25 protein-coding genes are annotated in these 23,361 nt (G+C 62.2%); 16 read left to right on the top strand and 9 right to left on the bottom strand.

Features of this window, described 5'->3' with window-relative positions; genetic code table 11:
• Nucleotides 1–91 precede the first annotated feature (91 nt).
• The 3 genes from PQQ95_RS33985 to polA form a co-directional block, all read right to left on the bottom strand.
• Nucleotides 92–964 (bottom strand): dienelactone hydrolase family protein, encoded by an 873-nt coding sequence (locus tag PQQ95_RS33985; protein WP_408446071.1) that lies wholly within the window; start codon nt 962–964, stop codon nt 92–94.
• A 113-nt stretch (nt 965–1,077) separates the two neighbouring features.
• Complete coding sequence (locus PQQ95_RS33980; RefSeq protein WP_408446067.1) at nt 1,078–2,427, bottom strand: NAD(P)/FAD-dependent oxidoreductase; 1,350 nt, start codon at nt 2,425–2,427, stop codon at nt 1,078–1,080.
• 177 nt (nt 2,428–2,604) lie between these two features.
• On the bottom strand, nt 2,605–5,346 hold the full coding sequence (polA, locus tag PQQ95_RS33975; RefSeq protein ID WP_408446064.1) for a DNA polymerase I: 2,742 nt from the start codon (nt 5,344–5,346) through the stop codon (nt 2,605–2,607).
• A 1-nt stretch (nt 5,347) separates the two neighbouring features.
• Between polA and PQQ95_RS33970 the strand changes: the two genes are divergently transcribed.
• Nucleotides 5,348–6,091 (top strand): LOG family protein, encoded by a 744-nt coding sequence (locus tag PQQ95_RS33970; protein WP_073428625.1) that lies wholly within the window; start codon nt 5,348–5,350, stop codon nt 6,089–6,091.
• Between the two features lie 74 nt (nt 6,092–6,165).
• Here the strand turns inward: PQQ95_RS33970 and PQQ95_RS33965 are convergent, their stop codons facing one another.
• Complete coding sequence (locus PQQ95_RS33965; protein ID WP_408446061.1) at nt 6,166–6,315, bottom strand: hypothetical protein; 150 nt, start codon at nt 6,313–6,315, stop codon at nt 6,166–6,168.
• 97 nt (nt 6,316–6,412) lie between these two features.
• Here PQQ95_RS33965 and PQQ95_RS33960 point away from each other — a divergent pair, with 97 nt between their 5' ends.
• Both PQQ95_RS33960 and PQQ95_RS33955 read left to right on the top strand, forming a co-directional pair.
• On the top strand, nt 6,413–6,982 hold the full coding sequence (locus PQQ95_RS33960; protein WP_408446058.1) for a chromate transporter: 570 nt from the start codon (nt 6,413–6,415) through the stop codon (nt 6,980–6,982).
• Entirely contained in the window at nt 6,979–7,509 is a 531-nt protein-coding gene (locus PQQ95_RS33955; RefSeq protein ID WP_408446055.1) for a chromate transporter, read from the top strand. The genes PQQ95_RS33960 and PQQ95_RS33955 overlap by 4 nt, the downstream gene beginning before the upstream one ends.
• 130 nt (nt 7,510–7,639) lie before the next feature.
• Here PQQ95_RS33955 and PQQ95_RS33950 read toward each other — a convergent pair whose 3' ends face one another.
• Nucleotides 7,640–9,166: an AMP nucleosidase gene (locus tag PQQ95_RS33950; RefSeq protein WP_408446052.1), complete on the bottom strand. Its 1,527-nt coding sequence runs from the start codon at nt 9,164–9,166 to the stop codon at nt 7,640–7,642.
• Nucleotides 9,167–9,366: 200 nt separating this feature from the next.
• On the opposite strand from PQQ95_RS33950, the gene PQQ95_RS33945 reads away from it, so the two are divergent.
• From PQQ95_RS33945 to PQQ95_RS33915, 7 genes are all read left to right on the top strand, one after another.
• Nucleotides 9,367–9,762, top strand: a complete 396-nt coding sequence (locus tag PQQ95_RS33945) for a hypothetical protein (protein ID WP_408446050.1) — start codon at nt 9,367–9,369, stop codon at nt 9,760–9,762.
• Between the two features lie 285 nt (nt 9,763–10,047).
• Nucleotides 10,048–11,043, top strand: a complete 996-nt coding sequence (locus tag PQQ95_RS33940) for a homoserine kinase (RefSeq protein ID WP_408446048.1) — start codon at nt 10,048–10,050, stop codon at nt 11,041–11,043.
• The gene (locus PQQ95_RS33935) at nt 11,034–11,840 is read left to right on the top strand and encodes a BPSS1780 family membrane protein (protein ID WP_408446045.1); all 807 of its coding nucleotides are present in this window, start codon (nt 11,034–11,036) and stop codon (nt 11,838–11,840) included. The genes PQQ95_RS33940 and PQQ95_RS33935 overlap by 10 nt, the downstream gene beginning before the upstream one ends.
• 430 nt (nt 11,841–12,270) lie before the next feature.
• Nucleotides 12,271–12,723 (top strand): MarR family winged helix-turn-helix transcriptional regulator, encoded by a 453-nt coding sequence (locus PQQ95_RS33930; RefSeq protein ID WP_408446042.1) that lies wholly within the window; start codon nt 12,271–12,273, stop codon nt 12,721–12,723.
• A gap of 169 nt (nt 12,724–12,892) precedes the next feature.
• A complete protein-coding gene (locus PQQ95_RS33925; RefSeq protein WP_408446040.1) occupies nt 12,893–13,312 on the top strand; it encodes an organic hydroperoxide resistance protein in 420 nt (139 codons plus the stop codon).
• A gap of 296 nt (nt 13,313–13,608) precedes the next feature.
• A complete protein-coding gene (locus tag PQQ95_RS33920; protein WP_408446037.1) occupies nt 13,609–15,108 on the top strand; it encodes a cryptochrome/photolyase family protein in 1,500 nt (499 codons plus the stop codon).
• A 154-nt stretch (nt 15,109–15,262) separates the two neighbouring features.
• Nucleotides 15,263–15,436 (top strand): TspO/MBR family protein, encoded by a 174-nt coding sequence (locus PQQ95_RS33915; RefSeq protein WP_408446035.1) that lies wholly within the window; start codon nt 15,263–15,265, stop codon nt 15,434–15,436.
• Nucleotides 15,437–15,518: 82 nt separating this feature from the next.
• On the opposite strand, the gene PQQ95_RS33910 is transcribed toward PQQ95_RS33915, so the two are convergent.
• Nucleotides 15,519–15,695: a DUF3563 family protein gene (locus tag PQQ95_RS33910; RefSeq protein ID WP_120306126.1), complete on the bottom strand. Its 177-nt coding sequence runs from the start codon at nt 15,693–15,695 to the stop codon at nt 15,519–15,521.
• 107 nt (nt 15,696–15,802) lie between these two features.
• A complete protein-coding gene (locus tag PQQ95_RS33905) occupies nt 15,803–16,999 on the bottom strand; it encodes an extracellular catalytic domain type 1 short-chain-length polyhydroxyalkanoate depolymerase (protein WP_408446031.1) in 1,197 nt (398 codons plus the stop codon).
• Between the two features lie 370 nt (nt 17,000–17,369).
• Here PQQ95_RS33905 and PQQ95_RS33900 point away from each other — a divergent pair, with 370 nt between their 5' ends.
• The 4 genes from PQQ95_RS33900 (at nt 17,370) to PQQ95_RS33885 (ending at nt 20,417) form a co-directional block, all read left to right on the top strand.
• Nucleotides 17,370–18,071 carry a phosphatase PAP2 family protein gene (locus PQQ95_RS33900; protein WP_408446028.1) on the top strand — a complete coding sequence of 234 codons (702 nt, stop codon included), beginning with the start codon at nt 17,370–17,372 and terminating at the stop codon, nt 18,069–18,071.
• 176 nt (nt 18,072–18,247) lie between these two features.
• The gene (gene modA, locus PQQ95_RS33895) at nt 18,248–19,021 is read left to right on the top strand and encodes a molybdate ABC transporter substrate-binding protein (RefSeq protein WP_408446026.1); all 774 of its coding nucleotides are present in this window, start codon (nt 18,248–18,250) and stop codon (nt 19,019–19,021) included.
• 18 nt (nt 19,022–19,039) lie between these two features.
• Nucleotides 19,040–19,714, top strand: coding sequence for a molybdate ABC transporter permease subunit (gene modB, locus PQQ95_RS33890; protein WP_408446025.1), 675 nt, complete (start codon nt 19,040–19,042; stop codon nt 19,712–19,714).
• 1 nt (nt 19,715) lies between these two features.
• Nucleotides 19,716–20,417 carry a sulfate/molybdate ABC transporter ATP-binding protein gene (locus PQQ95_RS33885; protein ID WP_408446022.1) on the top strand — a complete coding sequence of 234 codons (702 nt, stop codon included), beginning with the start codon at nt 19,716–19,718 and terminating at the stop codon, nt 20,415–20,417.
• Nucleotides 20,418–20,518: 101 nt separating this feature from the next.
• Here the strand turns inward: PQQ95_RS33885 and PQQ95_RS33880 are convergent, their stop codons facing one another.
• Both PQQ95_RS33880 and PQQ95_RS33875 read right to left on the bottom strand, forming a co-directional pair.
• On the bottom strand, nt 20,519–21,355 hold the full coding sequence (locus PQQ95_RS33880; protein WP_408446021.1) for a TOBE domain-containing protein: 837 nt from the start codon (nt 21,353–21,355) through the stop codon (nt 20,519–20,521).
• Nucleotides 21,356–21,523: 168 nt separating this feature from the next.
• Nucleotides 21,524–21,907 (bottom strand): tautomerase family protein, encoded by a 384-nt coding sequence (locus tag PQQ95_RS33875; protein ID WP_408304117.1) that lies wholly within the window; start codon nt 21,905–21,907, stop codon nt 21,524–21,526.
• A gap of 100 nt (nt 21,908–22,007) precedes the next feature.
• On the opposite strand from PQQ95_RS33875, the gene PQQ95_RS33870 reads away from it, so the two are divergent.
• Nucleotides 22,008–22,859 carry a LysR family transcriptional regulator gene (locus tag PQQ95_RS33870; RefSeq protein ID WP_408446019.1) on the top strand — a complete coding sequence of 284 codons (852 nt, stop codon included), beginning with the start codon at nt 22,008–22,010 and terminating at the stop codon, nt 22,857–22,859.
• A 63-nt stretch (nt 22,860–22,922) separates the two neighbouring features.
• Nucleotides 22,923–23,324: a DUF2442 domain-containing protein gene (locus tag PQQ95_RS33865; protein WP_408446018.1), complete on the top strand. Its 402-nt coding sequence runs from the start codon at nt 22,923–22,925 to the stop codon at nt 23,322–23,324.
• Nucleotides 23,325–23,361 lie beyond the last annotated feature (37 nt).

Raw genomic sequence — 23,361 nt, 5'->3', positions numbered from 1 at the left:
TTCCCGGGGCCACGGGCCTTTTGCATTCTTCCAGCCGAGCAGATCGACACGCCGTTATGGCGTGTCAACCGAAGGCATCGAACTGGCGCCCTCAGGCGACTCCGTGCTGCTTGAACCACACCAGCACACGTCGCCAGCCATCCTCGGCATCAGCCTTCTTGTAACTCGGCCGGTAATCCGCGAAAAACGCGTGGCCCGCGTCGTCGTACACGACGAATTGCGAGCCGCGGCCCACTTGCGGACCCTGAGCGATAGCCTGCTTCATCTGCTCGAGCGAAGCTTGAGGAATGCTCTGATCCTGCAATCCATACAGCCCTAGCACCGGTGCGTGCAGATCAGCCACGCGATCGAGCGGGTTCGCCGGCGTCGTTGCGCTATGATCGCCGCCGACCCGGCCATACCACGCCGCAGCCGCCTTCAGCCGGGGATTGTGCTCGGCATACAGCCACGCGATACGTCCTCCCCAGCAAAAACCGTTCACGCCGAGCCGGTTCAGATCGCCGCCGTGCTCGCCCGCCCACGCGACCGTGGCGTCGAGATCGTCCAGCGCCTGTTCGTCCGGCACCTTACTAAGAATCTGCTCGCTGATCTGCTGGATGGTCGGCAGCACCGACGGATCGCCCTCGCGGACGAACAGATCCGGCGCGATTGCCAGATAACCGAGCTTGGCAAAGCGCCGGCACACGTCGGCAATATGCTCGTGCACACCGAACGCCTCGTGAATCACGATGATCACCGGCAGATGCGTCTTGCCCTTCGGCTGCGCGCGATAGGCCGGCACGAGCGTATCGCCCGACCGCACGCCAATCTCGCCGACTTCGAGACCATCGCTATCCGTATGGATGGTTTGCGCCGACACCGGCATCACGGCCGCGGCGAAACCGGTGCCGAGCGCGGCTTTGATGAAGGTGCGGCGATTGAAAGGAACGTGCGGGACCAGGCTGTCGATGTCGGGTTTCAGCATGCGGCGCTCCTCGGGAAAGGTTGGAGGCAACAGGATACGCTTCACCCGCATCCTGTTGCACATACACCTTTCTCAAGCGCCCAGCGTTCAGTGTCGAGCTCAGCCTTAAGCCTTCAGTGCAGCTTGACCCGCGGCAAGGTAGTGCGCCGCAACCAGTGCGCGAAGGTGTCGAGCACCATCCGCGCGTAGCCGTGCAGCGCGGCGATATGCAGCCGGTACAGCGACATATACATGAAGCGCGCGAACAGCCCTTCGATCAGCATATTGCCGCCGATCACGCCACCCATCAGATTGCCCACCGCGCTGAAGTGCCCGAGCGACACCAGCGAGCCAAAGTCGCGATAGGTAAATTCAGGCAGCGGCTTATTCTCGAGCCGGGCCGCCAGCGCCTTCATCAGGAAACTCGCCTGCTGGTGAGCCGCCTGCGCACGCGGCGGCACGTTGCGCTCATTGCCCGGCCATGGGCACGCCGCGCAATCGCCGAGCGCGAAAATGTTATCGTCGATTTCGGTTTGCAGCGTGCGGCGTACGATGAGTTGACCCAGACGGTTGACCGGCAGGCCGTCGAGTTCACTCAGGATGGCGGGCGCCTTGATGCCGGCCGCCCACACCGTCAGATCGGCACGCACGGTTTTACCGCTGGCCGTGCGGATCATGCCTGGCGCGACCTCGGCCACGGTCTCGCCAATCATCAGCTTCACGCCGAGTTTGGTGAGCAATTCGGCGGTGGCCGTCGACACACGCTCCTGCAAGGCCGGCAAAATGCGCGGCCCCGCCTCGATCAGCACGATGCCGACATCGTGCCGCGGATCGAGCTTATGCAAGCCGTACGCGGACAACACCTGGGCCGTATTGCGCAACTCAGCGGAGAGTTCGACGCCCGTCGCGCCGCCGCCGACAATCGCCACCTGGATGCGCGGCTCAGACGAAGGCGACGTGCCCGGCCCCGATTCGACAGGTTCGTGCACCTGATGCTCCGCGCGCATACAGGCCGCGATCAGCCGTTTGCGGAAACGCTCCGCCTGGCTGACCGTATCGAGCGCGAGAGAAAACTCAGGCGCGCCCTTCACGCCGAAGAACGCCGTGGTGCTGCCGATCGCAATGATCAGCGTGTCATAGTCGAGTTGGCGTTCGGGCAGCAGTTCTGCGCCATCGTCGTCGAGCACGGTGCCAAGCGTGAGACGCTTGTTTGCACGATCGAGACCGGTCAGATCGCCCTGTTGAAACTCGAAGCTGTGCCAACGCGCCTGCGCCGCATATTCGAGTTCCTGGGTGAACGGGTCCATGCTGCCGGCTGCCACTTCATGCAGCAGCGGCTTCCAGATATGGGTTGGATTACGGTCGACGAGCGTCACTTGCGCGCGCACACCGCCTTTGTTCTTGTGGGGCGCATAGCGGTCGCCTAAGCGTGTCGCCAATTCCAGCCCCCCCGCGCCCCCGCCAACGACGATAAAACGATGCATTGAACTCTCCGTATTTGCCGATGGGTTATGCGTCGCGACGGCGCGCATGAAGCATCAAACGCGCGCCGTCTGTCCTGGCGATTGTCCGCGAGTGGCACGGGTTGTCACAAGCCATCAATACGCATATGTGACATGCGCGCGACGTTATCGCCTATCGCGCGCGCCGTCACATGCACGTCAATGCGCTTCCTCCCAGTTCAGGCCGGCGCCCACTTCAGCGACCAGCGGCACTTTCAGCGCGGCGACACCGCACATCAATTCCGGCAAGCGCTTACGTACGTCGGACAATTCCGCGTCCGGCACTTCGAGGATCAGTTCATCGTGCACCTGCATGATCATGCGCGTGCCGACCTTCGACTCTTCGATCCATTTCTGCACCGCGATCATCGACAGTTTGATCAGGTCGGCGGCCGTGCCCTGCATCGGCGCGTTGATTGCCGCGCGCTCCGCGGCCTGACGGCGCGGACCGTTGCCGCCATTGATCTCCGGCAGCCACAGGCGGCGGCCAAACGCCGTTTCCACGTAGCCCTTGGCCTTCGCGCTCAGACGCGTTTCGTCCATATAACGCGCGACACCCGGATAGCGGGCGAAGTAGCGGTCGATATACAGCTTGGCTGCGTCGCGCGTAATGCCGAGGTTCGCGGCGAGACCGAACGCGCTCATGCCATAGATCAGACCGAAGTTGATGACCTTCGCGACGCGCCGCTGATCGCTCGACACTTCGAGCGGCGTCACGCTGAAAATTTCCGCCGCGGTGGCGCGGTGAATGTCTTCGCCTTGCGAGAACGCACGCAGCAGGGATTCATCGCCGGAAATGTGCGCCATGATGCGCAATTCGATCTGCGAGTAGTCGGCGGAGACGAGCTTGTGTCCCGGCGGGGCAATGAACGCCTCGCGAATGCGGCGGCCTTCGACGGTACGCACGGGAATGTTCTGCAGGTTCGGATCGTTCGACGCCAGCCGGCCCGTGACCGCCACCGCCTGTGCATAGTTCGTATGCACACGGCCCGTTTGAGCGTTGACCATGCGCGGCAGCTTGTCCGTGTAGGTCGATTTCAGCTTCGACAAGCCACGGTGTTCGAGCAGGATCTTCGGCAGCGGATAGTCTTCGGCCAGCTTCTGAAGCACTTCTTCGTCGGTAGACGGCGCGCCGCTCGGGGTCTTCTTGACCACCGGCAATTCGAGCTTCTCAAAGAAAATCTGACCGATCTGCTTCGGCGAACCCAGATTGAATTCGCCGCCGGCCAGCACGTACGCTTCGCTTTCCAGTTGAATCAGACGCGTGGCGATTTCGCTGCTTTGCGCGCGCAGCTTGTCCGCGTCGATCAGCACGCCGGTGCGCTCCATCTTGCGCAAGACGCGTGAGGTCGGCACTTCGATATCGCGATACACGTAGTCGAGCGTTTTCTCCGCGGCTATTTGCGGATACAAAGCTTGATGCAGGCGCAAGGTAATGTCGGCGTCTTCCGCCGCGTATTCGGCGGCCGTTTCCAGCGCGACTTCGTCGAAACCGATCTGCGACGCGCCCTTACCCGCGACCTCTTCGTACTTGATCGTCTTGATGCCGAGATGGCGCAGCGCGAGGCTGTCCATGTCGTGCGTGCGGTGCGATTCGAGCACGTACGATTCCAGCAGCGTGTCATGTTCGACGCCGCGCATTTCGATGCCGTAGTTCGCCAGCACCTGTTCGTCGTATTTCATGTGCTGGCCGACCTTCTTGTGGTCGGCACTTTCGAGCCATGGCTTGAGCTTCGCCAGCACTTCGTCGCGCGGCAGTTGCACCGGTGCGTCCGGACCGCGATGCGCGACCGGCACATAAGCGGCATGGCCCGGCTCGACCGACAAGGACAGCCCCACGATCTGCGCGGTCATCGGATCGAGCGACGTGGTTTCGGTATCGAATGCCGTCAGCCCGGCTGCGTTGATCCTCTCAAGCCACGTGTCGAATTGCTCCCAGGTCTGCACGGTGTCGTAATGACGTTCGTGATCCACGGTGAGCGCCGGCGGCACATCGGTCTCGGGACCCTCCACGACTTCCGCGATTTCCACTTCGCGCAGCCACGTCTTGAAGCCGTTGCGCGTGAACACGTCACGCAGTTCTTCGCGCGATTCCGGCCGGCTTGCCAGACTTTCTTCAATCGATACGATATGGCCGGTCAGATCGCATTGGCGCTCCACGGTGACGAGTTTCTTCGCCATCGGCAGAAAATCGAGCGCACGTCGCAGATTGTCTCCTACCGCACCTTTGATCTCGTCCGCATGTGCGACGATGCCATCGAGCGTCTCGTATTGCGTGAGCCATTTGATCGCCGTTTTCGGCCCGCATTTCTCGACGCCGGGCACGTTGTCGACGGTATCGCCGATCAACGACAGGTAGTCGATGATGCGCTCCGGCGGCACGCCGAATTTGGCGATCACGCCTTCGCGGTCGAGCTTCTCGTTCGTCATCGTATTGATGAGGGTGACATGATCCGACACGAGCTGCGCCAGATCCTTGTCCCCCGTCGACACGATCACATTCATGCCGCGTTTTTCGGCCTCGGTGCTGAGCGTGCCGATCACGTCGTCCGCTTCGACGCCTTCGATCATCAGCAACGGCCAGCCGAGCGCGCGCACGGCGACGTGAATCGGCTCGATCTGGCGAGCAAGATCATCCGGCATCGACGGGCGGTTCGCCTTATAGTCGGCATACCAGTCGTCGCGGAACGTTTTGCCCTTGGCGTCGAACACGCACGCGCTATACTCTGCTGTGACTTCCTTGCGCATGCGCCGCAGCATGTTGATCATTCCATAGAGCGCACCCGTCGGGCCACCTTCGGGTCCGCGCAGATCAGGCATCGCATGGTAGGCCCGGTACAGATAACTCGAACCGTCGACCAATAGCAGGGTCTTACCTTCAAGGCTTCGTTCTTCAGGCATTATGACTAAGAGAAAAGTGATTCCGAGTCTGCGATCACTCGCAGATCAAGAGCGCGCTACGGCTAAAAAGGCCCGCGCATCGTGGCAGATGTTCACGATTATGGCAGAGTTTATCGAGGCGACCGAGTACCTCTCGGAGATTCGTCCGGCTGTCAGCATCTATGGTTCAGCGCGCCTGAAACCGAACTCGCCTTACTACAAACTCGCCACGCAGATCGCACGCAAGCTGTCCGACGCAGGATTCGCGGTCATCTCGGGCGGCGGCCCCGGCATTATGGAAGCGGCCAACAAGGGCGCTCATGCCGGCAAGGCGCCGTCGGTCGGCCTGAACATCGAACTGCCGCACGAGCAATCGGGCAATCAGTGGCAGGACATCTCGCTGCGCTTCCGCCATTTCTTCACGCGCAAGGTCACCTTCGTCAAGAACTCGGACGCGGTGATCGTCATGCCGGGCGGCTTCGGCACGCTGGACGAACTCGCCGAAGTGCTCACGCTGATTCAAACCAAGAAGTCGCGCCACGTGCCGATCATTCTGGTGGGCGCCGAGTTCTGGGAAGGCCTGCTGGCGTGGTTCAAGAACTCGCTCACGCCGATGGGCCTGATCAATCCAACGGACATGGACTTGATGCAGGTAATCGACGATCCCGACCAGGTGCTCGAAGCGGTGTTGAAGTTCTACGAAGACCGCGAAGAAGCCGAACCGCATCCGGCCAAGTCGGATGAAGACCGGATGTTCTATCTGTGAGGCTGGAACTTCGCGCCCCGTGCGCGAAGTCAGCTTGCTGATGCTCCATGCGCATTGAGCAGTGCGCGCAAGTTCTAACGAGCGGCCTCCAGGTCGCTCGCTTCCACGACGTCGGTCTGATCGCCCTGCGCCTGCAGCCATTCGCAGAACTGCGCCACTAGCGGTACCCGCGCGGCCGCTTCGAAGGCGCGGAGCGCAAAAAAAGGGGGAAGAGTACGAGTCATGCTTGTGATTCCAGGTCACAAAGCCGCGCTCAGAAATCGTTTTGCCCAAAGCCGGTTCGGCGCTAACCTCCCAAGCTTGAACTGGAAGCTTGACGATATGGATCACGATCTCACCTCAACCGAGGCCGCTCTGGCGCCCACGCCCACATTGCGGGAAATTTTTGGCGGCTTTCTCGGCCTCGGGCTGATTTCATTCGGCGGCGCCCTGCCGCTTGCACGGCGCGCCCTGGTCGAACAACGGCGCTGGCTGACCGGCGCGGAATTCACCGACCTGCTGGGCCTGTGCCAATTCCTGCCGGGCGGCAATGTGATCAATCTTTCCGTCGCGATCGGGATGCGCTTTCGCGGCGTGCCGGGAGCGCTGGCCGGTTTGCTCGGGTTGATTGCGGGGCCGTCGCTGGTAGTGATCGGCCTGGGTGTGCTGTACGAACACACGCAAAACGACCCGCACGTTCGCCATCTGTTTGCGGGTCTCGCGGCCGCGGCGTCCGGTCTGCTGATCTCGATGGCCGTGAAAATCCTGCTGCCGCTGCGGAATAAACCCATGGCCGCGCTCATCGCAGCGCTCGGCTTCATCGCGATCGCCATCATGCGCCTGCCGCTTCTGCCTACCATGCTGGTACTCACGCCGCTCAGCATCTACATCGCGTCGAGGGCCGCACGATGAACGACACGCTCATTTCCCTTGCCATCATTTTCAGTCAGCTTTCGCTACTGGCGTTCGGTGGCGGCAATACGATTCTTCCGGAGATGCAGCGTCAGGTGGTGGAGGTGCATCACTGGATGCCGGCCAGCGAATTCAGCGCGCTATTCGCGCTCGCACAAGCGGCGCCGGGGCCGAATCTGATGATCGTCACGCTGATCGGCTGGCACGTCGCGGGTTGGGCGGGGATGCTGGTGACTTCAGTGGCGAAGTTCGGACCGTCTTCGCTCGTGACGATTCTCGCGCTGCATGCGTGGGATCGGTTCAAGGATCGTCCGTGGCGGCGTTACGCGCAAATGGGACTGGTGCCGGTGACGGCCGGCATCGTCGCGGCGAGCGCGGCGCTGATCGCCGAAGCCTCGAACCCGACGGCGATTGCATGGGCGATCACCGCTTTTACCGCTGTGCTGGCGTTGAAAACGCGCATTCATCCGCTGTGGCTGCTGGCGGCGGGAAGCTTGATCGGGTTGACGGGGTTTGGGCAGTTCTAGCCGGCGCCTTTTGCACAAGCCTTGCGCGGACCTGCAGTCTTAAAGGCTCTGGGTTCCCATCCGGCTCTGGGTTTGTCGAACTGCGGGCAAGGCGAACGGAACCAGCGCACACCTTGCCCGACGAATCGCTTTACTGAAACGCCACTTCCGCAAAGCTGCGCAACTTACGGCTATGCAAACGATGCAGCCCATTCATCCGCAACAACTCCATCGCCTTCACACCGATCTGCAGATGCTGATCGACCTGCGCGCGATAGAACTGATCCGCCATGCCGGGCAGTTTCAACTCACCATGCAAAGGCTTGTCCGAGACGCATAGCAAAGTGCCGTAAGGCACGCGGAAGCGGAACCCGTTGGCGGCGATCGTCGCGCTTTCCATATCGAGCGCGACCGCGCGGCTTTGTGACAGCCGCTGCACCGGCTCACGATGATCGCGCAGCTCCCAGTTGCGGTTATCCACACTCGCCACCGTGCCCGTACGCATCACGCGCTTCAACTCGACGCCATCCAGTTGCGTGATCTGCGCGACCGCGCGTTCCAATGCCACCTGCACTTCGGCAAGCGCGGGAATCGGCACCCACAGCGGCAAATCGTCGTCGAGTACGTGATCTTCGCGCACATAGCCGTGCGCCAGCACATAATCGCCCAAACGCTGCGTGTTACGCAGCCCCGCGCAATGACCGAGCATGATCCACGCATGCGGACGCAGCACGGCGACGTGGTCGGTAATCGTCTTCGCGTTCGACGGCCCGACGCCGATGTTGATCATCGTGATGCCACTGCCGTCGGCACGCTTCAGGTGATATGCAGGCATCTGCGGCAGACGCGGCGGCGCCGAACCTTCCTGCGTCTGCTCGCCGAGATTTTCGTTGTACGTGATCACGTCGCCCGGTTCGACGAACGACGTGTATTCGCTGCGATAGGCGCGCAGCTCTTCGTCGTCGGTATGGGCCATCATCGTGCGGCCGAGTTTGACGAACTCGTCGATGTAGAACTGGTAGTTCGTGTACAGCACGTAGTTCTGGCAATGCGTGGGCGACGTCGCCGTGTAGTGCTTCAGCCGATGCAGCGAAAAATCCACCCGCGCCGCCGTGAACAGCGCGAGCGGATGCGGTTCGCCCGGCAGCGGTTCATACGTGCCGTTGACAATGCGGTCGTCGAGCAGCGCGAGGTCCGGCGTGTCGAACACGTCGCGCATCAGGAACAGGCGTTCGCGATCCAGATCGCCTTCGAGATGGATGCCTTCAGCGAAGGCAAAGTGAATCGGAATCGGCTGGTCGGAGACACCGACTTCGATCTTCACGTGATGGTTCTTCGCCAGCAGGCGCAACTGCTCGCGATAGTAGTCGCCGAACAGATCCGGCCGCGTGACCGTGGTCTCGAACACGCCCGGGCCCGCCACAAAACCGTACGAGCGGCGCGAGTCGATATGCGTGTTGACTTCGGTGCGGACTCTGACGAACGGGTAGCAGGCGCGCACCCGCTGTTCGAACAGTTCGTTGCGGCGATAACGCGCGAAGGCGTCGCGCAGGAACGAAGTGTTCGCTTCGTAAATCGCCGACAAACGCGTGACGGCCTCGGTCGCGTCTTCGAAGGATTCGGTTGGGAAGCTGTTGGCGGGCGTCTGCACCGCGCGTTGATTGGTATCGTTGTTCATCTTCATTCGCCTCAATTGATGAGACGACATTACCACGGAACCCGCGATCGCCAAATGACCGCGCGGCGCCTACCACACCTGCCGCAACAGCGGTCGCAAGATTGCGCGCACGGCGTGCGAAAGCGGCGCAAAATAAGGCGATCGCGCCCGTAGGCAAGGCTGGATTTGCTAGAATCGGGGCACCATATTGGAGAATCACCATGAAGCCGCTCCTTCCCGTCGCCGTTGCACTGGCCCTCGCCTTTGGCAACGCCGCGATGGCTGCCCAGCCTGTCGATGACACTCCGCCCGCCGACGCACCCCAGTCCGCCAATGAACGGGCCGGCCTGCCTGACCTGGAGAAGATCAATCGTCCGGCCGCCGAGGTCAGCTCGAAGGTCGAAATCAACGTCCCGCGCACGCCGAGCTTCCACGAACGCAGCGCTAACGGCACCGAAATCACCGAATATCGCGATAAAGGCAAGCCCGTTGAAATCAACGTGCATTCGAATCTCGGCACGCGCTATCAGATGAGCGCGCCGCTCGACACGTCACCCACCGTGCGCGATAACGGCCGCGCGAGCACGCGTTTGCCGTCGGTGAATCTGACTTATTGAGGCATGCCGGGGCGGCGGCGCGGGGTGAGCCGCACCCTTGGATTCTGCGCGGCCCGCGGGCGTCGCCCCGGGTTTTCAGCCTGTTTGCCGATTTTCAGCACCGCCTGCCGCACGGCGATACCGCGTTGAATTGTCCCAGCGCTTTGCGGGCCTGACTTGCAGCGAAGATTGGCGGCCGGGATTCGCGGCCTGATTGACCTTGATTGCGCATTTCGCAATGCATTTGCCACACCTCGCACTGGTCGCATCGCGCCAGCCCGACTAACCTGATCCGACGTTTCCCGCATGGCTGTCTTCACCGCTGTCACCGAACCCCAACTAGCAGAATGGATGCGTCATTACGATCTCGGCGAAGTCGTCGAGTTTCGCGGCATCCCGTCCGGTATTGAGAACAGCAACTTCTTTCTGACGACGACGCGCGGCGAATACGTCCTCACGATTTTCGAAAAGCTGACGGCCGGGCAACTGCCGTTCTACCTCGATCTGATGCAGCATCTGGCCGCGCACCGCGTGCCGGTGCCGGATCCCATGCCGCGCGAAGACGGCACGCTGTTCGGCACGCTGCACGGCAAGCCTGCCGCCATCGTGACCAAACTCGAAGGCGCGCCGGAGTTGGCGCCGCAAGTCGAGCACTGTATCGAGGTCGGGCAAATGCTTGCGCGCATGCATCTGGCGGGGCGAGATTATCCGCGCCATCAGCCGAATCTGCGCAGCCTGTCGTGGTGGAAGGAAACCGTGCCGACCATCCTGCCGTTCCTCGCGGGCGCGCAACGCGACTTGCTGTCGTCCGAACTGGCGCATCAGGAAGCTTTCTTCGCCTCGGCGGATTACGCGGCGTTGCCCGAAGGCCCCTGCCACGCCGACCTGTTCCGCGACAATGCGCTGTTCGCGCATGCCGCTCCGGAAACCGGCCACGAGGTGCGCCTCGGCGGCTTCTTCGACTTCTATTTCGCCGGCTGCGACAAGTGGCTGTTCGACGTGGCGGTAACAGTCAATGACTGGTGCGTCGACCTCGCCACCGGCAAGCTCGACGAGACCCGCACCGAAGCCATGCTGCGCGCTTACCAGACCGTGCGCCCGTTCACCGTCGAAGAAAACCGCCACTGGGGCGACATGCTGCGCGCGGGCGCTTACCGCTTCTGGGTCTCGCGCCTGTATGATTTTCATTTGCCACGCGCGGCCGAGTTACTCAAACCGCACGACCCCGGTCATTTCGAGCGCATTTTGCGCGAACGCCTGTCCGGCGTTGCACTTCCAGGCATTCATACCTCATGCAACTGATCGAAGTCCCCGCGAAAACCGGCTATGTCTGGTTCCGGCAGGGTATCTGGCTGTTCCGCAAGAACCCGCTCGCGTTTCTGACGCTGTTCTTCACCTATCTGCTGGTCATGACGCTGGCGGCGCAGATTCCGGTCATCGGCGGCGTGCTGCCGCTCGTTTTCATTCCAGGCGTTGCGGTCGGTTTCATGGCGGCGTGCCGCAATACCATCGCGGGCAAGCCGGTGTTCCCGACCATTCTGGTGGACGGCTTTCACTCGTACGGCCCTGCGGTCGCCAAACGTCTGCTGGTGCTGGGCGTGCTGTACGTTGCGGCAATGGCGCTAGTTCTCGCCGGCTCGGCACTCGCAGACGGCGGCATGCTGCTGAAAGTCATGCTCGGCATGGCCACGATGGATCAGGACGCGATCGCCAACAGCAATATTCCGCTGGCGGTGATCGCCGCGTTCGCGTTCTACATTCCGGTCGCGATGATTTTCTGGTTCTCGCCGATCCTGACCGCATGGCACGACGTGCCGCCTGTCAAGGCGATGTTCTTCAGCGTCGTCAGTTGCTGGCGCAATCGCGGCGCATTCATCGTGTTCGGCGCATTATGGTTCGCGGTGGCGACCACGGTCTCGTTCGGCTTGTCCGCGCTGATGCAGGCGCTGGGCGCGGGCGACTTCGCGTTCGCGATCCTGATGCCCGCCACGATGATCGTCACGACCATGCTGTACTGCTCGTTCTACGCGACCTATCGCGGCTGTTTCGGCGTGCAAACGCCTGAAGCGCCGGACCTGCCGACCACGCCGGCAGCGTGAGCGCCGGCTAAGGCTGCTGTTCAGGGGCGGGCGTATTTTCGACACCCGAGCGGTCTCGCTTCGGAACAATGGCCGCTTGCGCCTTTGTACTCTGCGCAGTTCCGCGCTAACCCCGCCCGCACGCCACGCCTCGGTAGTCATGCACGCCAGCCTTGGTGGCCATGCTACGGTACCTTGATAGCCATGCACACCAGCCTTGGCGGCCATGCTACGGTACCTTGATAGCCATGCACGCCAGCCTTGGTGACCATGCCACGGTACCCTGGTAACCGCATGCCAGCCTTAGCGCCCCTGGCACGCCGACTGCAGGGCGCGGCGCCCACCACCGCCGCTTCCCTGATTCCCCTTCTCACTCGTCAGCCTGCCTCGATTTGCGGCACAATGGTTTGCACGCAATCGATTTGCACGCTCTTTTTATGCGAGATGCAACATGACCCAGCGCCCCGCTTTGCCCTTTACGCTCGACGAGCAACTCTGCTTCGCACTCTATTCGACCTCGCTTGCAATGACGAAAGCGTACAAACCGCTGCTCGACAAGCTCGGCCTGACGTACCCGCAATATCTGACGATGCTGGTGCTCTGGGAGGCCGACGACGTCACGGTGAAAGACATGGCCGCACGCCTGAATCTCGACTCGGCGACGGTCACGCCACTGCTCAAGCGGCTCGAGGCGCAGGGCTACCTGGAACGGGTTCGCGGTGTCGAAGATGAGCGGCTCGTCTACATCCGGCTCACCAAAGCGGGCACCGCACTGAAGCGTCAGGCACGCGAAGTGCCGGCGGAAATCTTCTGCGCGACCCAGCAGTCGCCGGAATTCCTGCTCCGTCTGCGAGACGATCTGACGCGTCTGCGCAGCACGCTCAACGATTACATGGACCACTAGCCGGCCTGTTTCAAAAAGCACGCTATCGATACGATGCAAAAATTCATTTGCACACAAATGATTTGTACACTACATTTATCACATGCCGCTTCGATAGCGCCCTGCCAGAAGGGCGGGCAAACAGCGGCAAGCAGGCACATTCTGACAACCCAGACAAAGGAGCAGCACCGTGAACATCCTCTACAAGGCAAGCGCAACGAGCACCGGTGGCCGTGACGGCCGTGCAGTATCGTCGGACAACGCATTGGACGTGAAGCTGGCGGCACCGCGCGAACTGGGCGGCACGGGCGCAGCGGGCACCAATCCGGAACAACTCTTTGCCGCCGGCTACTCGGCGTGTTTCCTGAGCGCGATGAAGTTCGTCGCCGGCCAGCGCAAGCAGGCTTTGCCGGCTGACACGCAGGTCACGGCAGAAGTGGGGATCGGCCCGAACGACCAGGGCGGTTTCGCGCTGGACATCGATCTGCGCGTCTCGTTGCCAGGCCTCGCTGCGGATGCAGCCAAGGAACTGGTCGACGCAGCGCATCAGGTCTGCCCGTACTCGAACGCCACGCGCAACAACGTCGCGGTGCGCCTGCAAGTCGCGTAAACTGCAGCGGCTTCAATGCATTGCCAATGAATCGCTGACGCGCGCGGCACAACCGCGCCGTCATGAACAACGCCCGCGCCCTGCAAACCAGCCGCGGGCGTTGTGCCGTTCGCGATAGGCATTCGCGGACGCGGCACGCAATGTGCGGCATCAGTCGGACCTATCATCTGCCGTCATGGGACTTCACCCCTGGCTCCATGAATAAACACGCAGCTCAGTGATATCGTCGCCTGACAGCTGATCATTGCGCCGGTCGATGCTTCGCCGCACAGCCTTTAACCCGATCCACCATTCCAATGACACTCGCCCGGCGCCTGAACGACACCTTCGATACCGGTCTGGTCTGGTTTCGCCGCGACCTGCGCAGCACGGACAACGCCGCGCTTTACTACGCGCTCAAGCATTGCGAGCGCGTCTGGTGCGTGTTCGTATTCGACACGACGATCCTGCAGCCGCTGATCGACGCCTGGCAAACTCGGCATCCGGACACACGAGCGCAAGACCGCCGCATCGAGTTCATTCTTGCTGCGTTGGGGGAGTTGGACGAGGCGTTGCGCGCCAAAGGGGGCGGCCTCATCGTGCTGTACGGCGATCCCGTCGATCTCGTGCCAAGGCTCGCCGATGAACTCGGCGTGGATGCGCTATTCACGAATCACGATTACGAACCGGTCGCGATCGAGCGTGACGAGAGGGTGCGCGAGCGGCTTGTCGAAGCCGGACGTCAATGGCTGACGTTTAAAGACCAGGTGATTTTCGAGCGTGATGAGGTGCTGACAGGCCAGAACAAGCCGTTCACGGTGTTCACCCCATATAAGAACGCATGGCTCAAGCAGTTGACAGCCTTCGATCTGAAACCCTATCCCGTCGAGACCTACGCGAAGCATCTGGCAGCACTGCCGCCCAAGCTGGACCGCCAGTTTCCGACACTCGATCAACTCGGCTTCGCGGCGAGCAATCTTGCGGAGCTCAGCCTGCCCACCGGCATGAGCGGCGCGCAACGTCTGCTCGACGACTTCATGACCCGCATCGACAGCTATAAGGACCGGCGCGACTTTCCCGCCGTCAAAGGCCCAAGCTACCTGTCGATGCATCTGCGCTTCGGTACTGTCTCGATCCGCACGCTCGCGCGGCTTGCGCACGAGATGGCACTTCAGCCGGACGGGCAAGGCTCGGCCACGTGGCTGTCGGAGCTGATCTGGCGGGATTTTTACTTCATGATCCTCTCGCATCATCCCCGGCTCGCGGGCGGCGCTTCGTTCAAGGAAGAATACGACCGGCTGCGCTGGGAGCAAGGCCCAGAAGCGGATGAGGCGTTCGCCGCATGGTGCGAAGGCCGCACGGGATATCCGCTGGTCGACGCTGCCATGCTGCAGTTGAACCGCACGGGCTACATGCACAACCGTCTGCGGATGGTAACGGCGAGTTTTCTGGTGAAGGATCTGGGCATCGACTGGCGGCGCGGCGAGCGCTACTTCGCCGAACAACTGAACGATTTCGACTTCTCGGCAAATAACGGCGGCTGGCAATGGGCGGCATCGACGGGATGCGACGCGCAACCGTATTTCCGGATCTTCAACCCGATCACGCAATCCGAAAAGTTCGATGCCGAAGGGCGCTTTATCAAACGCTACCTGCCCCAGCTTGCGAAACTGCCGCCCAAATGGATTCACGCGCCGTGGCTGGCGGGAGCGGAGCGGCTCGCGGAATTTGAAGTGATATTGGGCAAGGATTATCCGGCCCCGATCGTCGACCATGCCGAAGCACGGCAGCGTACGCTTGCCCGTTTCGGCAAGTGAGTGCCCGCTCACATTATCTTGGTCACGAACGTCTTGAGGATCACGAGCGTATTGAAGAGACTGAAGGACGCCCTTACCGGCGCTGCTCGCGTTTTTGGGTTTAATGCGGGTTGCAGCGTTTATCGCGAGCCGGTTTTTGGCCTGGCGCCCGCCTGTGGCCCACTACGCAGCACGGTACAAGTGTGCGTTTAATCTGCCGAACTGGGTATTCCCGCCGGCGTGGTCGGTGCTTTACGTGCAGATGGCGATTGCCGCATGGCGCGCATGGAAACGCGACGGCCAGAATGCTGCAATCGTCGAAGGGCAGTTCAACTGCTTTTCAACGTAGCGTGAAGTGGCTATTCCGCTTGGACGCCCACCTCAAACACCGGCGTTATTCATTACGCGCCGATGCTTCAAACTCGCGCAGCTTAGTGCTGGCTCATCCACGACGGCTGACGGGTGGTGGCCTCACGGTCCAGCTTGCGCATACGGAATTCCAGATCGTACAGATCGGTTGCTTCTGCGAGGAAGGCGTCAGCGCGTTCTTTCGCGAGTTGATCGGGCGATTTGGTCAGGAACAGAAACAGGCGGCTAAGCAGATACATGGTCAACCTCGACAATGAATTTAGGCATCAATACCTAAGGGATAACCCGTATTATAGGGAAAACCCTAGGATTGCGCCAACACTCATTTCGACGTGTTGCTTCAGCGTCACCGGGAGCTCGCCGAGGCTTCTGCCACGGGGCTTTCAGCGGTACGGCCAGCGCCCGTACGGCGTTGGTGCTTGAAGAATTCCCACACCATGGCGCTTGCGTCCGGACCTTTGGCGGAATGGAACGGTACGGCTTCGTCGCCACCGCTCCAGGCATGCGCGAGTCCCTGCACGCGGCACAACCGCACCACGCGACGCCCGCCGCGCAGGTAGTCGCGCATCACCACGCCGCCCTTGCGCTCCTCTTTGACTTCGCCTGATTTACGCGCGCCTTTCTCGTCGACGATCCGGTTCAGACGGAGAAACTGCACCGCCAACTGGTCCGCATTGACCGGCGCAACCACATGGTCGCTGTCGCCGTGGAGGATGATGGCCGGCATTCCGGGGTATTCAGCCACATTGACGAGTTCGTCGACTAGCTCAGCAGGTTCGCGGCGTGCGCCGCGCCGCATCACGTCCATCGCCGCAATGCCGGAGCGAGCCTCGCCGAAAGCGGGGCCGGAATGCAGCGCGACCGCCGCGAAATGTTCCGGATAGTTGACAGCCAGAAGCGCCGTCAGGCCGGCTCCAGCAGAGATTCCAGCGACATACACACGCTCGCTGTCAAAGCCATGCTGGGCCACCAGCGAATCCACCAGCGAAACGATCGCCCGCGCCTCAGCGCCGCCGGCGCTGTCGCTGGCGTCGTACCAATGCCAACAGCGATGCGAATGCACGTGTTTCGATTGTTCCGGATAAACCACGGCAAAGCCAAACCGGTCGGCGAGCACGTTCATCCGCGTGCCTTCGGCGAATTCGTCAATCGACTGGGTACAGCCGTGCAGCATCACCACCAGCGGCATCGCCTCGTGCGCATGGCCAGACGGGATGTACAGCCCGTACTGCAGGTGGTTGACGAGCCGCCCGGGGGCGGCAGGAGCCGAATGGAACGAGCGCGTCCATGAACCGCTCGCCCATGCCGAGGCCCGCGGACGAACCCGCGATTCCCGTGGAGCGGCGCGCGGCGCCTCGCGTTTCGCGGAAGCGCGCAGCACGGCCGCCGGCTTGACCGGGCGGACCTTGGCCGAAGGCTTGGTGGTGGCTGCACGGGTCGGCCGCGTGGTGGTGCGCTTGGTCGTAGCGTGAGCGTGCTCGGTTTGAATCGCGAGCAGTCGCTTGAGACCGCGCAGCCAGATTTTCGATAGACTTTTTGCCATCGGCGGGTAACCTCGCAAAAAGGGACAGGTGTCGTTCGATAGAACGACGCTTTGTTGTGCAATGCACAATAACACCAATCCTCATGCGATGCTGGCAGTCTGAGCCTCTGCCGGGCCGCGAATTTTCCGCGCAGCGAACCTTGCAGCCACACCTGCGTCCAACCATGGCAAAGCTTGTCCGCTTTACTTGTCCGCTAGCCAACGCCCCGTCACAAAAAGCCTGACGCGTAGCGAATTCGGCCCGGGGCACCCGTCTATACTGGCGGGTAAATAATGTCGGTAGACGCCTTTGCTGCGTCGGCGATTCGCGCCGTTCGCGCGTTAAACCATTACCAACCCGATTCTACGCGGCCTTGGTCGCGCTTTTGCCATGCCCGACTTACCTGTCCATCTGTGGTACTCGATCACCAGCCTCGGCGGCGCCGGCATGACGCTGCCACTCGCGTTCGCCATCGCGCTCTGGCTGGCGGTCGGCTACACGTGGCGCATGGCTGCCGGCTGGTTGCTGCTGCTTGGCGGGGCCATCGGCATTGTGACCGTGACCAAGCTGGCCTTCCTCGGCTGGGGCGTCGGCGTGCGCGAACTGGATTTCACCGGCGTCAGCGGACACGCCATGCTCTCCACCGCTGTCTATCCCGTTGCGCTGTTTCTGATGCTGCTGCCGACGCGTCCGGCGATTCGCCTGCTCGGCGTCATCCTGGGCCTGGCCGCGGGCATTGCGGTCGGCTTGTCGCGTGTCGCACTGAGCGCTCACTCGCCGTCTGAAGCCGTTACCGGCTGCGTGGTCGGCGCGCTGGCGGCGCTGTTCTTCGTGCGCATGGCGTGGAATGCCGAACCGGGCCGGCTTTCGGCGCTGCCCGTCACTGCCAGTCTGATGATCCTCGCGCTGTTGATGCACGGTGTGCACGTGCCGACGCAACGCTGGGTCACGCATATCGCGCTGAAGGTGTCCGGTCACGACCGGCCGTTCATTCGCGCCAAGTGGCGAGCCGTACGTGACGTACGCCCCGCCACTGCACCCTTGTCGCAGACGCTCAATACGCTTACGCCGCCGCACTCGTCAGACGTCTGAAGCACGCTCAACCGATTGTCTGTCCGGCGGCTGGCGCCCACATTCGCCGATCCGCACGCCGCGCGCCACGTTATGCGCGCAATCGAATGATCGTCATGAGTACCGCTATAACCTTTCATATATTACGATAGCGTTTTAACCCGCCGTTCCGGCACGCACCGGACATCCAAGCCCTCATGACACTGTCCCGCCGCCTTGTGAAACATGCGCTGTTCATTGCCAGCGCCCTCTCCGTTGCCGTCAGCGCCAACGCACGTGCCGACGAACTGGTGGTTTCCGCCGCCGCCAGCCTGACTAACGCGTTCAAAGCGGTGAGCGAGGTCTTCGAACAGCAACATCCCGGCACCAAGGTATTGCTGAACTTTGGCGCGTCCGACGTGCTGATGCAGCAAATCGCCAAGGGTGCACCCGCCGATGTGTTCGCCTCTGCGGATCAGAAAGCGATGGACAAGGCCGTCGCGGAAAAAGTGATCGTTCCGGCTACGCGCAAGGATTTCGCCGCCAATTCGCTCGTGCTGATCGTGCCGGCCGACAGCCATTTCGCGCCGGCTTCGCTGAACGATCTGACGTCGGCGAATGTGAAGCGTGTGGCTTACGGCGATCCGGCTTCCGTGCCGATCGGCCGCTATGCGCAGGGCGCGCTGCAGGCCGCAGGCGCGTGGGACGCGGTCAGCGCGAAGGCCGTATTGGCGTCGAACGTACGCCAGAGCCTGGACTACGTATCGCGTGGCGAAGTCGACGCCGGTTTCGTCTTCAGCACCGATGCCGCGATCATGCCGGACAAGGTCAAGGTCGCGATGACCGTGCCGACGCAAACGCCGATCACCTATCCGATCGCGCAGGTCGAAGGCAGCCGTCACGCTGCCGACGCGCAGGCCTTCATGAATTTCGTGCTCTCGCCAGCCGGCCAGGCCGTGCTCGCGAAGTACGGCTTCAAGCCCGCGCATTAACCCAGGTACGGCAAGCCCATGCAACAGGCCTGGATTCCGCTCCTGCTGTCACTGAAAGTGGCGGGCTGGGCCACCGCGCTCAATCTGGTGTTCGGCGTCGCCGCGGGCTTTGGTTTGTCGCGCTGGCGCTCGGGCGCGCGCGATGTAATCGATTCGATGCTGATGCTGCCGCTGGTAATGCCGCCCACCGTGCTCGGTTACTACCTGCTCGTGTTGCTCGGACGGCGCGGCGTGATCGGTGCATGGCTCGACCGCTTCGACATCCAGTTGGTGTTCACCTGGCAGGGCGCGGTGATCGCGTCGACAGTGGTGGCGTTTCCGCTCGTGCTGAAGTCGGCGCGCGCCGCTTTCGAAGCCGTCGATCCGCAGCTCGAGCGGGCCGCGCGCACGCTCGGCATCAGCGAAACAGCGATCTTCTTTCGCGTGACGCTGCCGCTCGCCGCCCGCGGCATTCTCGCCGGCGGTCTGCTCGCGTTTGCGCGGGCGCTCGGCGAATTCGGCGCGACGCTGATGATCGCGGGCAACTTGCCAGGGCGCACGCAGACGCTTTCGGTTGCGGTCTATTCAGCCGTGCAGGCCGGCGACGACAGCACCGCCAATTTCCTCGTACTCGTGACCTCCGTGACGTGCGTCGTGATCCTGTTGCTCGCGGGCCGTCTGGTGCCGCAGCACACGCTTTTGTCGTCCCGCTGATATGCCGCTCGCCGTCGACATCCGCAAGACCTTCGCGAGCGCCGAGCGCCGTTTTACGCTTGACGTCTCGTTCAAGGCGATCACGCAGCGCGTCGTGCTGTTCGGGCCGTCCGGTGCAGGCAAGAGCTTAACGCTACAGGCGATCGCCGGCTTGCTGCGCCCCGACGAAGGGGCGATCACGCTGCACGGCGACACTTTATTCGACAGTGCGCGCGGTATCGATCAGAAACCGCAGGCGCGCAAGATTGCGTATCTGTTTCAGGACTATGCGCTGTTTCCGCATCTGAACGTGCGGCAGAACATCGGCTTCGGGTTACAACAGGGTTGGCTCAATCCGCGCGCGCGTATCGCGCACCCACACGTCGATTACTGGCTCGATGCGCTCGAGTTGAAAAGCGTGGCGGGCAATCATCCGGCGCAGCTTTCGGGAGGACAGAAACAGCGCGTGGCGCTCGCGCGGGCACTGGTCGCCGAGCCTCGTTTGCTGTTGCTCGACGAGCCGTTTTCCGCACTCGATAGCGCGTTGCGCCAGCGTATGCGGCGCGAGTTATCGGACCTGCAAACGAGGCTCGATATTCCGATGGTGTTGATCACGCACGATCCCGACGACGTCGCCGCCTTCGGCGATCAGGTTGTGCAGGTCAGTGACGGTTGTGTACGCGAGAATCATCCGTTTGCCGGGTACGAGCGCAGCATGCCGTAACGTCAGCGCGCGCTGCCGGATGGTTCAACGCCACGCGCAATACGTAATCCGGAAATCCTCAGAATCGCCAGAGGCTGTGCCCTCCAACGCCCTTGCCTCACTCAATCCTTCACGCCAAGAATCACGCTCGACGCCTTGAACACCGCAACTGCGGTCCCGCCTTCCGCAAGCCCAAGCGTATCGACGCTTTGATTCGTGACCACCGCGGTAATCACCGCACCGCCGTCCAACAGCAACGACACCTCCGCGTTGACTGCCCCGCGCTTCACGCTCTGCACCTTGCCGCGCAACTGATTGCGCGCTGAGAGCTTCAGCGGCGCACCGCTTTCGTTCTCCACGAGCAGCACCACCCATGACGCCTTGATCAACGCGAACGCCGCCGCGCCCACCGCGAGCCCCAACGTCTCGGTACTTTCATGCGTGACGACCGCGACGATCGTATGGCCGCCCGGCAACGCCAGCGACACTTCGTCGTTGACTGTGCCGCGCGTGATTGCCGACACCGCGCCGTAAAGCTGATTGCGCGCGCTCGTTTTCACGCCGATGCGTCCGATCAGATCCCAATCCGTCGCAAAACCTTCGATCGCCGCGCCCGCGCGTTCCAGAAAACGCCGGTGCTCGCGTTCGACTGCCCGAAACGTGTCGATCAGCTTCACGGCGCGCGACGTGAGCGTCGTGCCGCCACCGCCTTTGCCACCGGTCGAGCGCACGACGAGTGGCTCGCCGGCGAGATTGTTCATCGTGTCGACGGCGTCCCACGCGCCTTTGTAGCTCATGCCGACGGCTTTCGCCGCGCTGGTGATCGAACCGGTCTCGCCGATCGCCGCGAGCAGCGCGATCCGCGACGCGCCGCCGAGCGTTTGCGCGCCCGCCTGAAACCAGACGGAGCCGCCAAGTTCAAGAGCTTCGTGGGACGAATCGGTGCGGTCGGATGTCATGGCGGCGGGGGCGATATGCGAGGAAAGGAGAGCGAATCATTATAGCGACGCAGCGCTCCTTAACGGCTGCATGTACGGCGCGTTACGGATTTCGGAGCCACTTGACGCAGCCCCGCTGCATCCATCCCTCGCCGCAAAGGAGCGCAGGCCGCCGGGTTCGTCAGTCATTCAAACCGCGTACTGCGCGATCCCATTCCCGAACGACCAGTTCTCCTTGAGCACTTCGACGAGATTGATGAACACATCTTCTCGTCGCAGTCCCGGCGACTCCGCCAGTTCATCCGCCATGCGCTTGTACAGCGCCTTCTTCTGTTCGAGCGTGCGCGTATTGTTAAACGTGATCTGAATCACCACGAGATCGTCGCTGCGTTCGATGTTCAGATACTGCTTGTCATACACAAAATTGCCGGCCTCGTGCTCGGTGATAAGCATGAAGATGTCGTCTTTCGGCACATTGCACGTTTCCACCAGCGAACGCTGGATGCTGTCCGTCAGCGCCTTCCGGTATTCCACCGGCTTGCCGGCGCGCAATGCGATTCGTGTGAGCGGCATGATGAAACTCCTTGGTTGCAGTGATTGGGTAAACACAGCTTAGGCGCACTCAGTCATAATGAACAGACATCATCGGCTATTTCATCCATATTCAACTGAAATGAAAGTTCTCGATCTCGACGCGGTACGCGCCTTCGTGCTGGTCGCCGATCTGCACAGTTTCACGCGGGCTGCGGACGCGCTCGATACCACGCAATCGGCCGTCAGCCTGAAGCTCAAGCGGCTGGAGGCGCACCTCGGCAAGCAGTTAGTGGAACGTACGCCGCGTGTCGTACGGCTTTCCGCGGACGGCACTGCGTTCCTCGGCGCGGCCCGCGATCTGCTGGGCGCGCATGAGCGGGCGCTGGGTTCGCTGTCAGTGGAGCGTCGGCGGCTCACGCTCGGGCTGAGCGAGCACGTCGCGGGAACGAACTTGCCGCAGTTGCTTGCGCGGCTCAACGCGCACGATCCGGGTCTGGTGGTCGAATTGCATCTGGGCACATCTGCGGCGCTGCTCGCGCAATTCGACGAGCGGCGTCTCGACGCGGTGATCATCCGCTATGGCGCCGATGAACCGCCGCGTGACGACTCGCAAGTGCTGTTCAGCGAGCCGCTCGGCTGGCTCGCGACACCGGAATGGCTGCCGCGCGTCGGCGAGCCGTTGGCGCTGGCGCTGCTCAGTCCGCCGTGCAATGTGCGCGACGTCGCGTTGCATACGCTGAATAAGGCTGCGGTTGCGTGGCAGGAAGTGTTCGTCGGTGGCGGTGTGGCGGCAGTCGGCGCTGCGGTTGCGGCGGGTTTGGCTGTGTCGCCGCTGGCGCGTAGAGTTGCGCCGCGTGGATTGGTCGATGTCGGCGGGCGGCTGGGTTTGCCGCCGCTGCCGGAGTCACGCGTGACCTTGCATTCGCGCGTGAGGGACAAGCGGTCGATGGAGACGCTGCGGTTGGTGACGAATGGGTTGGCAAGCGCTTGAGACATCTGGCCGCTTTGCCATAAAAACCCAAGCCCTGTGCTCCGCATGGAAAGGAATCCACTCATGAACAGCAGCGAAGAATGGCGGCTCGCTCGGGAACGCGGCGCTGAAACCGCCAAACGTCCCGCCGCGCGTGGCGCTTGCTATAAACCGCGCACCAAACGGCTCGAAATCACGCTGACCAATGACATCTCGCTGCTGGTGCCCATCGCTTATATCGAGGGTTTGCACAACGCGTCGGCCGCGCACTTGCGCTCGATTGAGATTTTCGGCCTCGGTTCAGCGCTCGTTTTTCCGGCACTCGACGTCGTGGTGTCGGTGCATGGCCTTATCGATGGTGTATTCGGCTCGAAAGCATGGATGCGTGATATCGGCCGCAGCGGCGGTAGCGTGAAATCCGAGGCGAAATCGGCGGCTGCGCGCGAGAACGGCAAGAAAGGCGGCCGTCCGCGAAAGGCCGCGTGAGGCTTTTCACCGCAAAAAGCGCACCGCCTGAACCGAA

The organism is Paraburkholderia caffeinilytica (assembly GCF_046030355.1).
Taxonomy (GTDB): Bacteria; Pseudomonadota; Gammaproteobacteria; order Burkholderiales; family Burkholderiaceae; genus Paraburkholderia; species Paraburkholderia caffeinilytica_B.
This window is presented reverse-complemented; position numbering and strand designations above follow the sequence as displayed.

Coding starts and splice junctions, on each gene's coding strand:
- PQQ95_RS33885 (WP_408446022.1), top strand. CDS start 19,716: ATGCCGCTCGCCGTCGACATCCGCAAGACCTTCGCGAGCGCCGAGCGC.
- PQQ95_RS33930 (WP_408446042.1), top strand. CDS start 12,271: ATGACCCAGCGCCCCGCTTTGCCCTTTACGCTCGACGAGCAACTCTGC.
- PQQ95_RS33950 (WP_408446052.1), bottom strand. CDS start 9,166: ATGAACAACGATACCAATCAACGCGCGGTGCAGACGCCCGCCAACAGC.
- PQQ95_RS33905 (WP_408446031.1), bottom strand. CDS start 16,999: ATGGCAAAAAGTCTATCGAAAATCTGGCTGCGCGGTCTCAAGCGACTG.
- PQQ95_RS33945 (WP_408446050.1), top strand. CDS start 9,367: ATGAAGCCGCTCCTTCCCGTCGCCGTTGCACTGGCCCTCGCCTTTGGC.
- PQQ95_RS33970 (WP_073428625.1), top strand. CDS start 5,348: ATGACTAAGAGAAAAGTGATTCCGAGTCTGCGATCACTCGCAGATCAA.
- modB (WP_408446025.1), top strand. CDS start 19,040: ATGCAACAGGCCTGGATTCCGCTCCTGCTGTCACTGAAAGTGGCGGGC.
- PQQ95_RS33880 (WP_408446021.1), bottom strand. CDS start 21,355: ATGACATCCGACCGCACCGATTCGTCCCACGAAGCTCTTGAACTTGGC.
- modA (WP_408446026.1), top strand. CDS start 18,248: ATGACACTGTCCCGCCGCCTTGTGAAACATGCGCTGTTCATTGCCAGC.
- PQQ95_RS33870 (WP_408446019.1), top strand. CDS start 22,008: ATGAAAGTTCTCGATCTCGACGCGGTACGCGCCTTCGTGCTGGTCGCC.
- PQQ95_RS33965 (WP_408446061.1), bottom strand. CDS start 6,315: ATGACTCGTACTCTTCCCCCTTTTTTTGCGCTCCGCGCCTTCGAAGCG.
- PQQ95_RS33865 (WP_408446018.1), top strand. CDS start 22,923: ATGAACAGCAGCGAAGAATGGCGGCTCGCTCGGGAACGCGGCGCTGAA.
- PQQ95_RS33875 (WP_408304117.1), bottom strand. CDS start 21,907: ATGCCGCTCACACGAATCGCATTGCGCGCCGGCAAGCCGGTGGAATAC.
- PQQ95_RS33940 (WP_408446048.1), top strand. CDS start 10,048: ATGGCTGTCTTCACCGCTGTCACCGAACCCCAACTAGCAGAATGGATG.
- PQQ95_RS33955 (WP_408446055.1), top strand. CDS start 6,979: ATGAACGACACGCTCATTTCCCTTGCCATCATTTTCAGTCAGCTTTCG.
- PQQ95_RS33935 (WP_408446045.1), top strand. CDS start 11,034: ATGCAACTGATCGAAGTCCCCGCGAAAACCGGCTATGTCTGGTTCCGG.
- PQQ95_RS33980 (WP_408446067.1), bottom strand. CDS start 2,427: ATGCATCGTTTTATCGTCGTTGGCGGGGGCGCGGGGGGGCTGGAATTG.
- PQQ95_RS33985 (WP_408446071.1), bottom strand. CDS start 964: ATGCTGAAACCCGACATCGACAGCCTGGTCCCGCACGTTCCTTTCAAT.
- PQQ95_RS33910 (WP_120306126.1), bottom strand. CDS start 15,695: ATGTATCTGCTTAGCCGCCTGTTTCTGTTCCTGACCAAATCGCCCGAT.
- PQQ95_RS33900 (WP_408446028.1), top strand. CDS start 17,370: ATGCCCGACTTACCTGTCCATCTGTGGTACTCGATCACCAGCCTCGGC.
- PQQ95_RS33920 (WP_408446037.1), top strand. CDS start 13,609: ATGACACTCGCCCGGCGCCTGAACGACACCTTCGATACCGGTCTGGTC.
- PQQ95_RS33960 (WP_408446058.1), top strand. CDS start 6,413: ATGGATCACGATCTCACCTCAACCGAGGCCGCTCTGGCGCCCACGCCC.
- polA (WP_408446064.1), bottom strand. CDS start 5,346: ATGCCTGAAGAACGAAGCCTTGAAGGTAAGACCCTGCTATTGGTCGAC.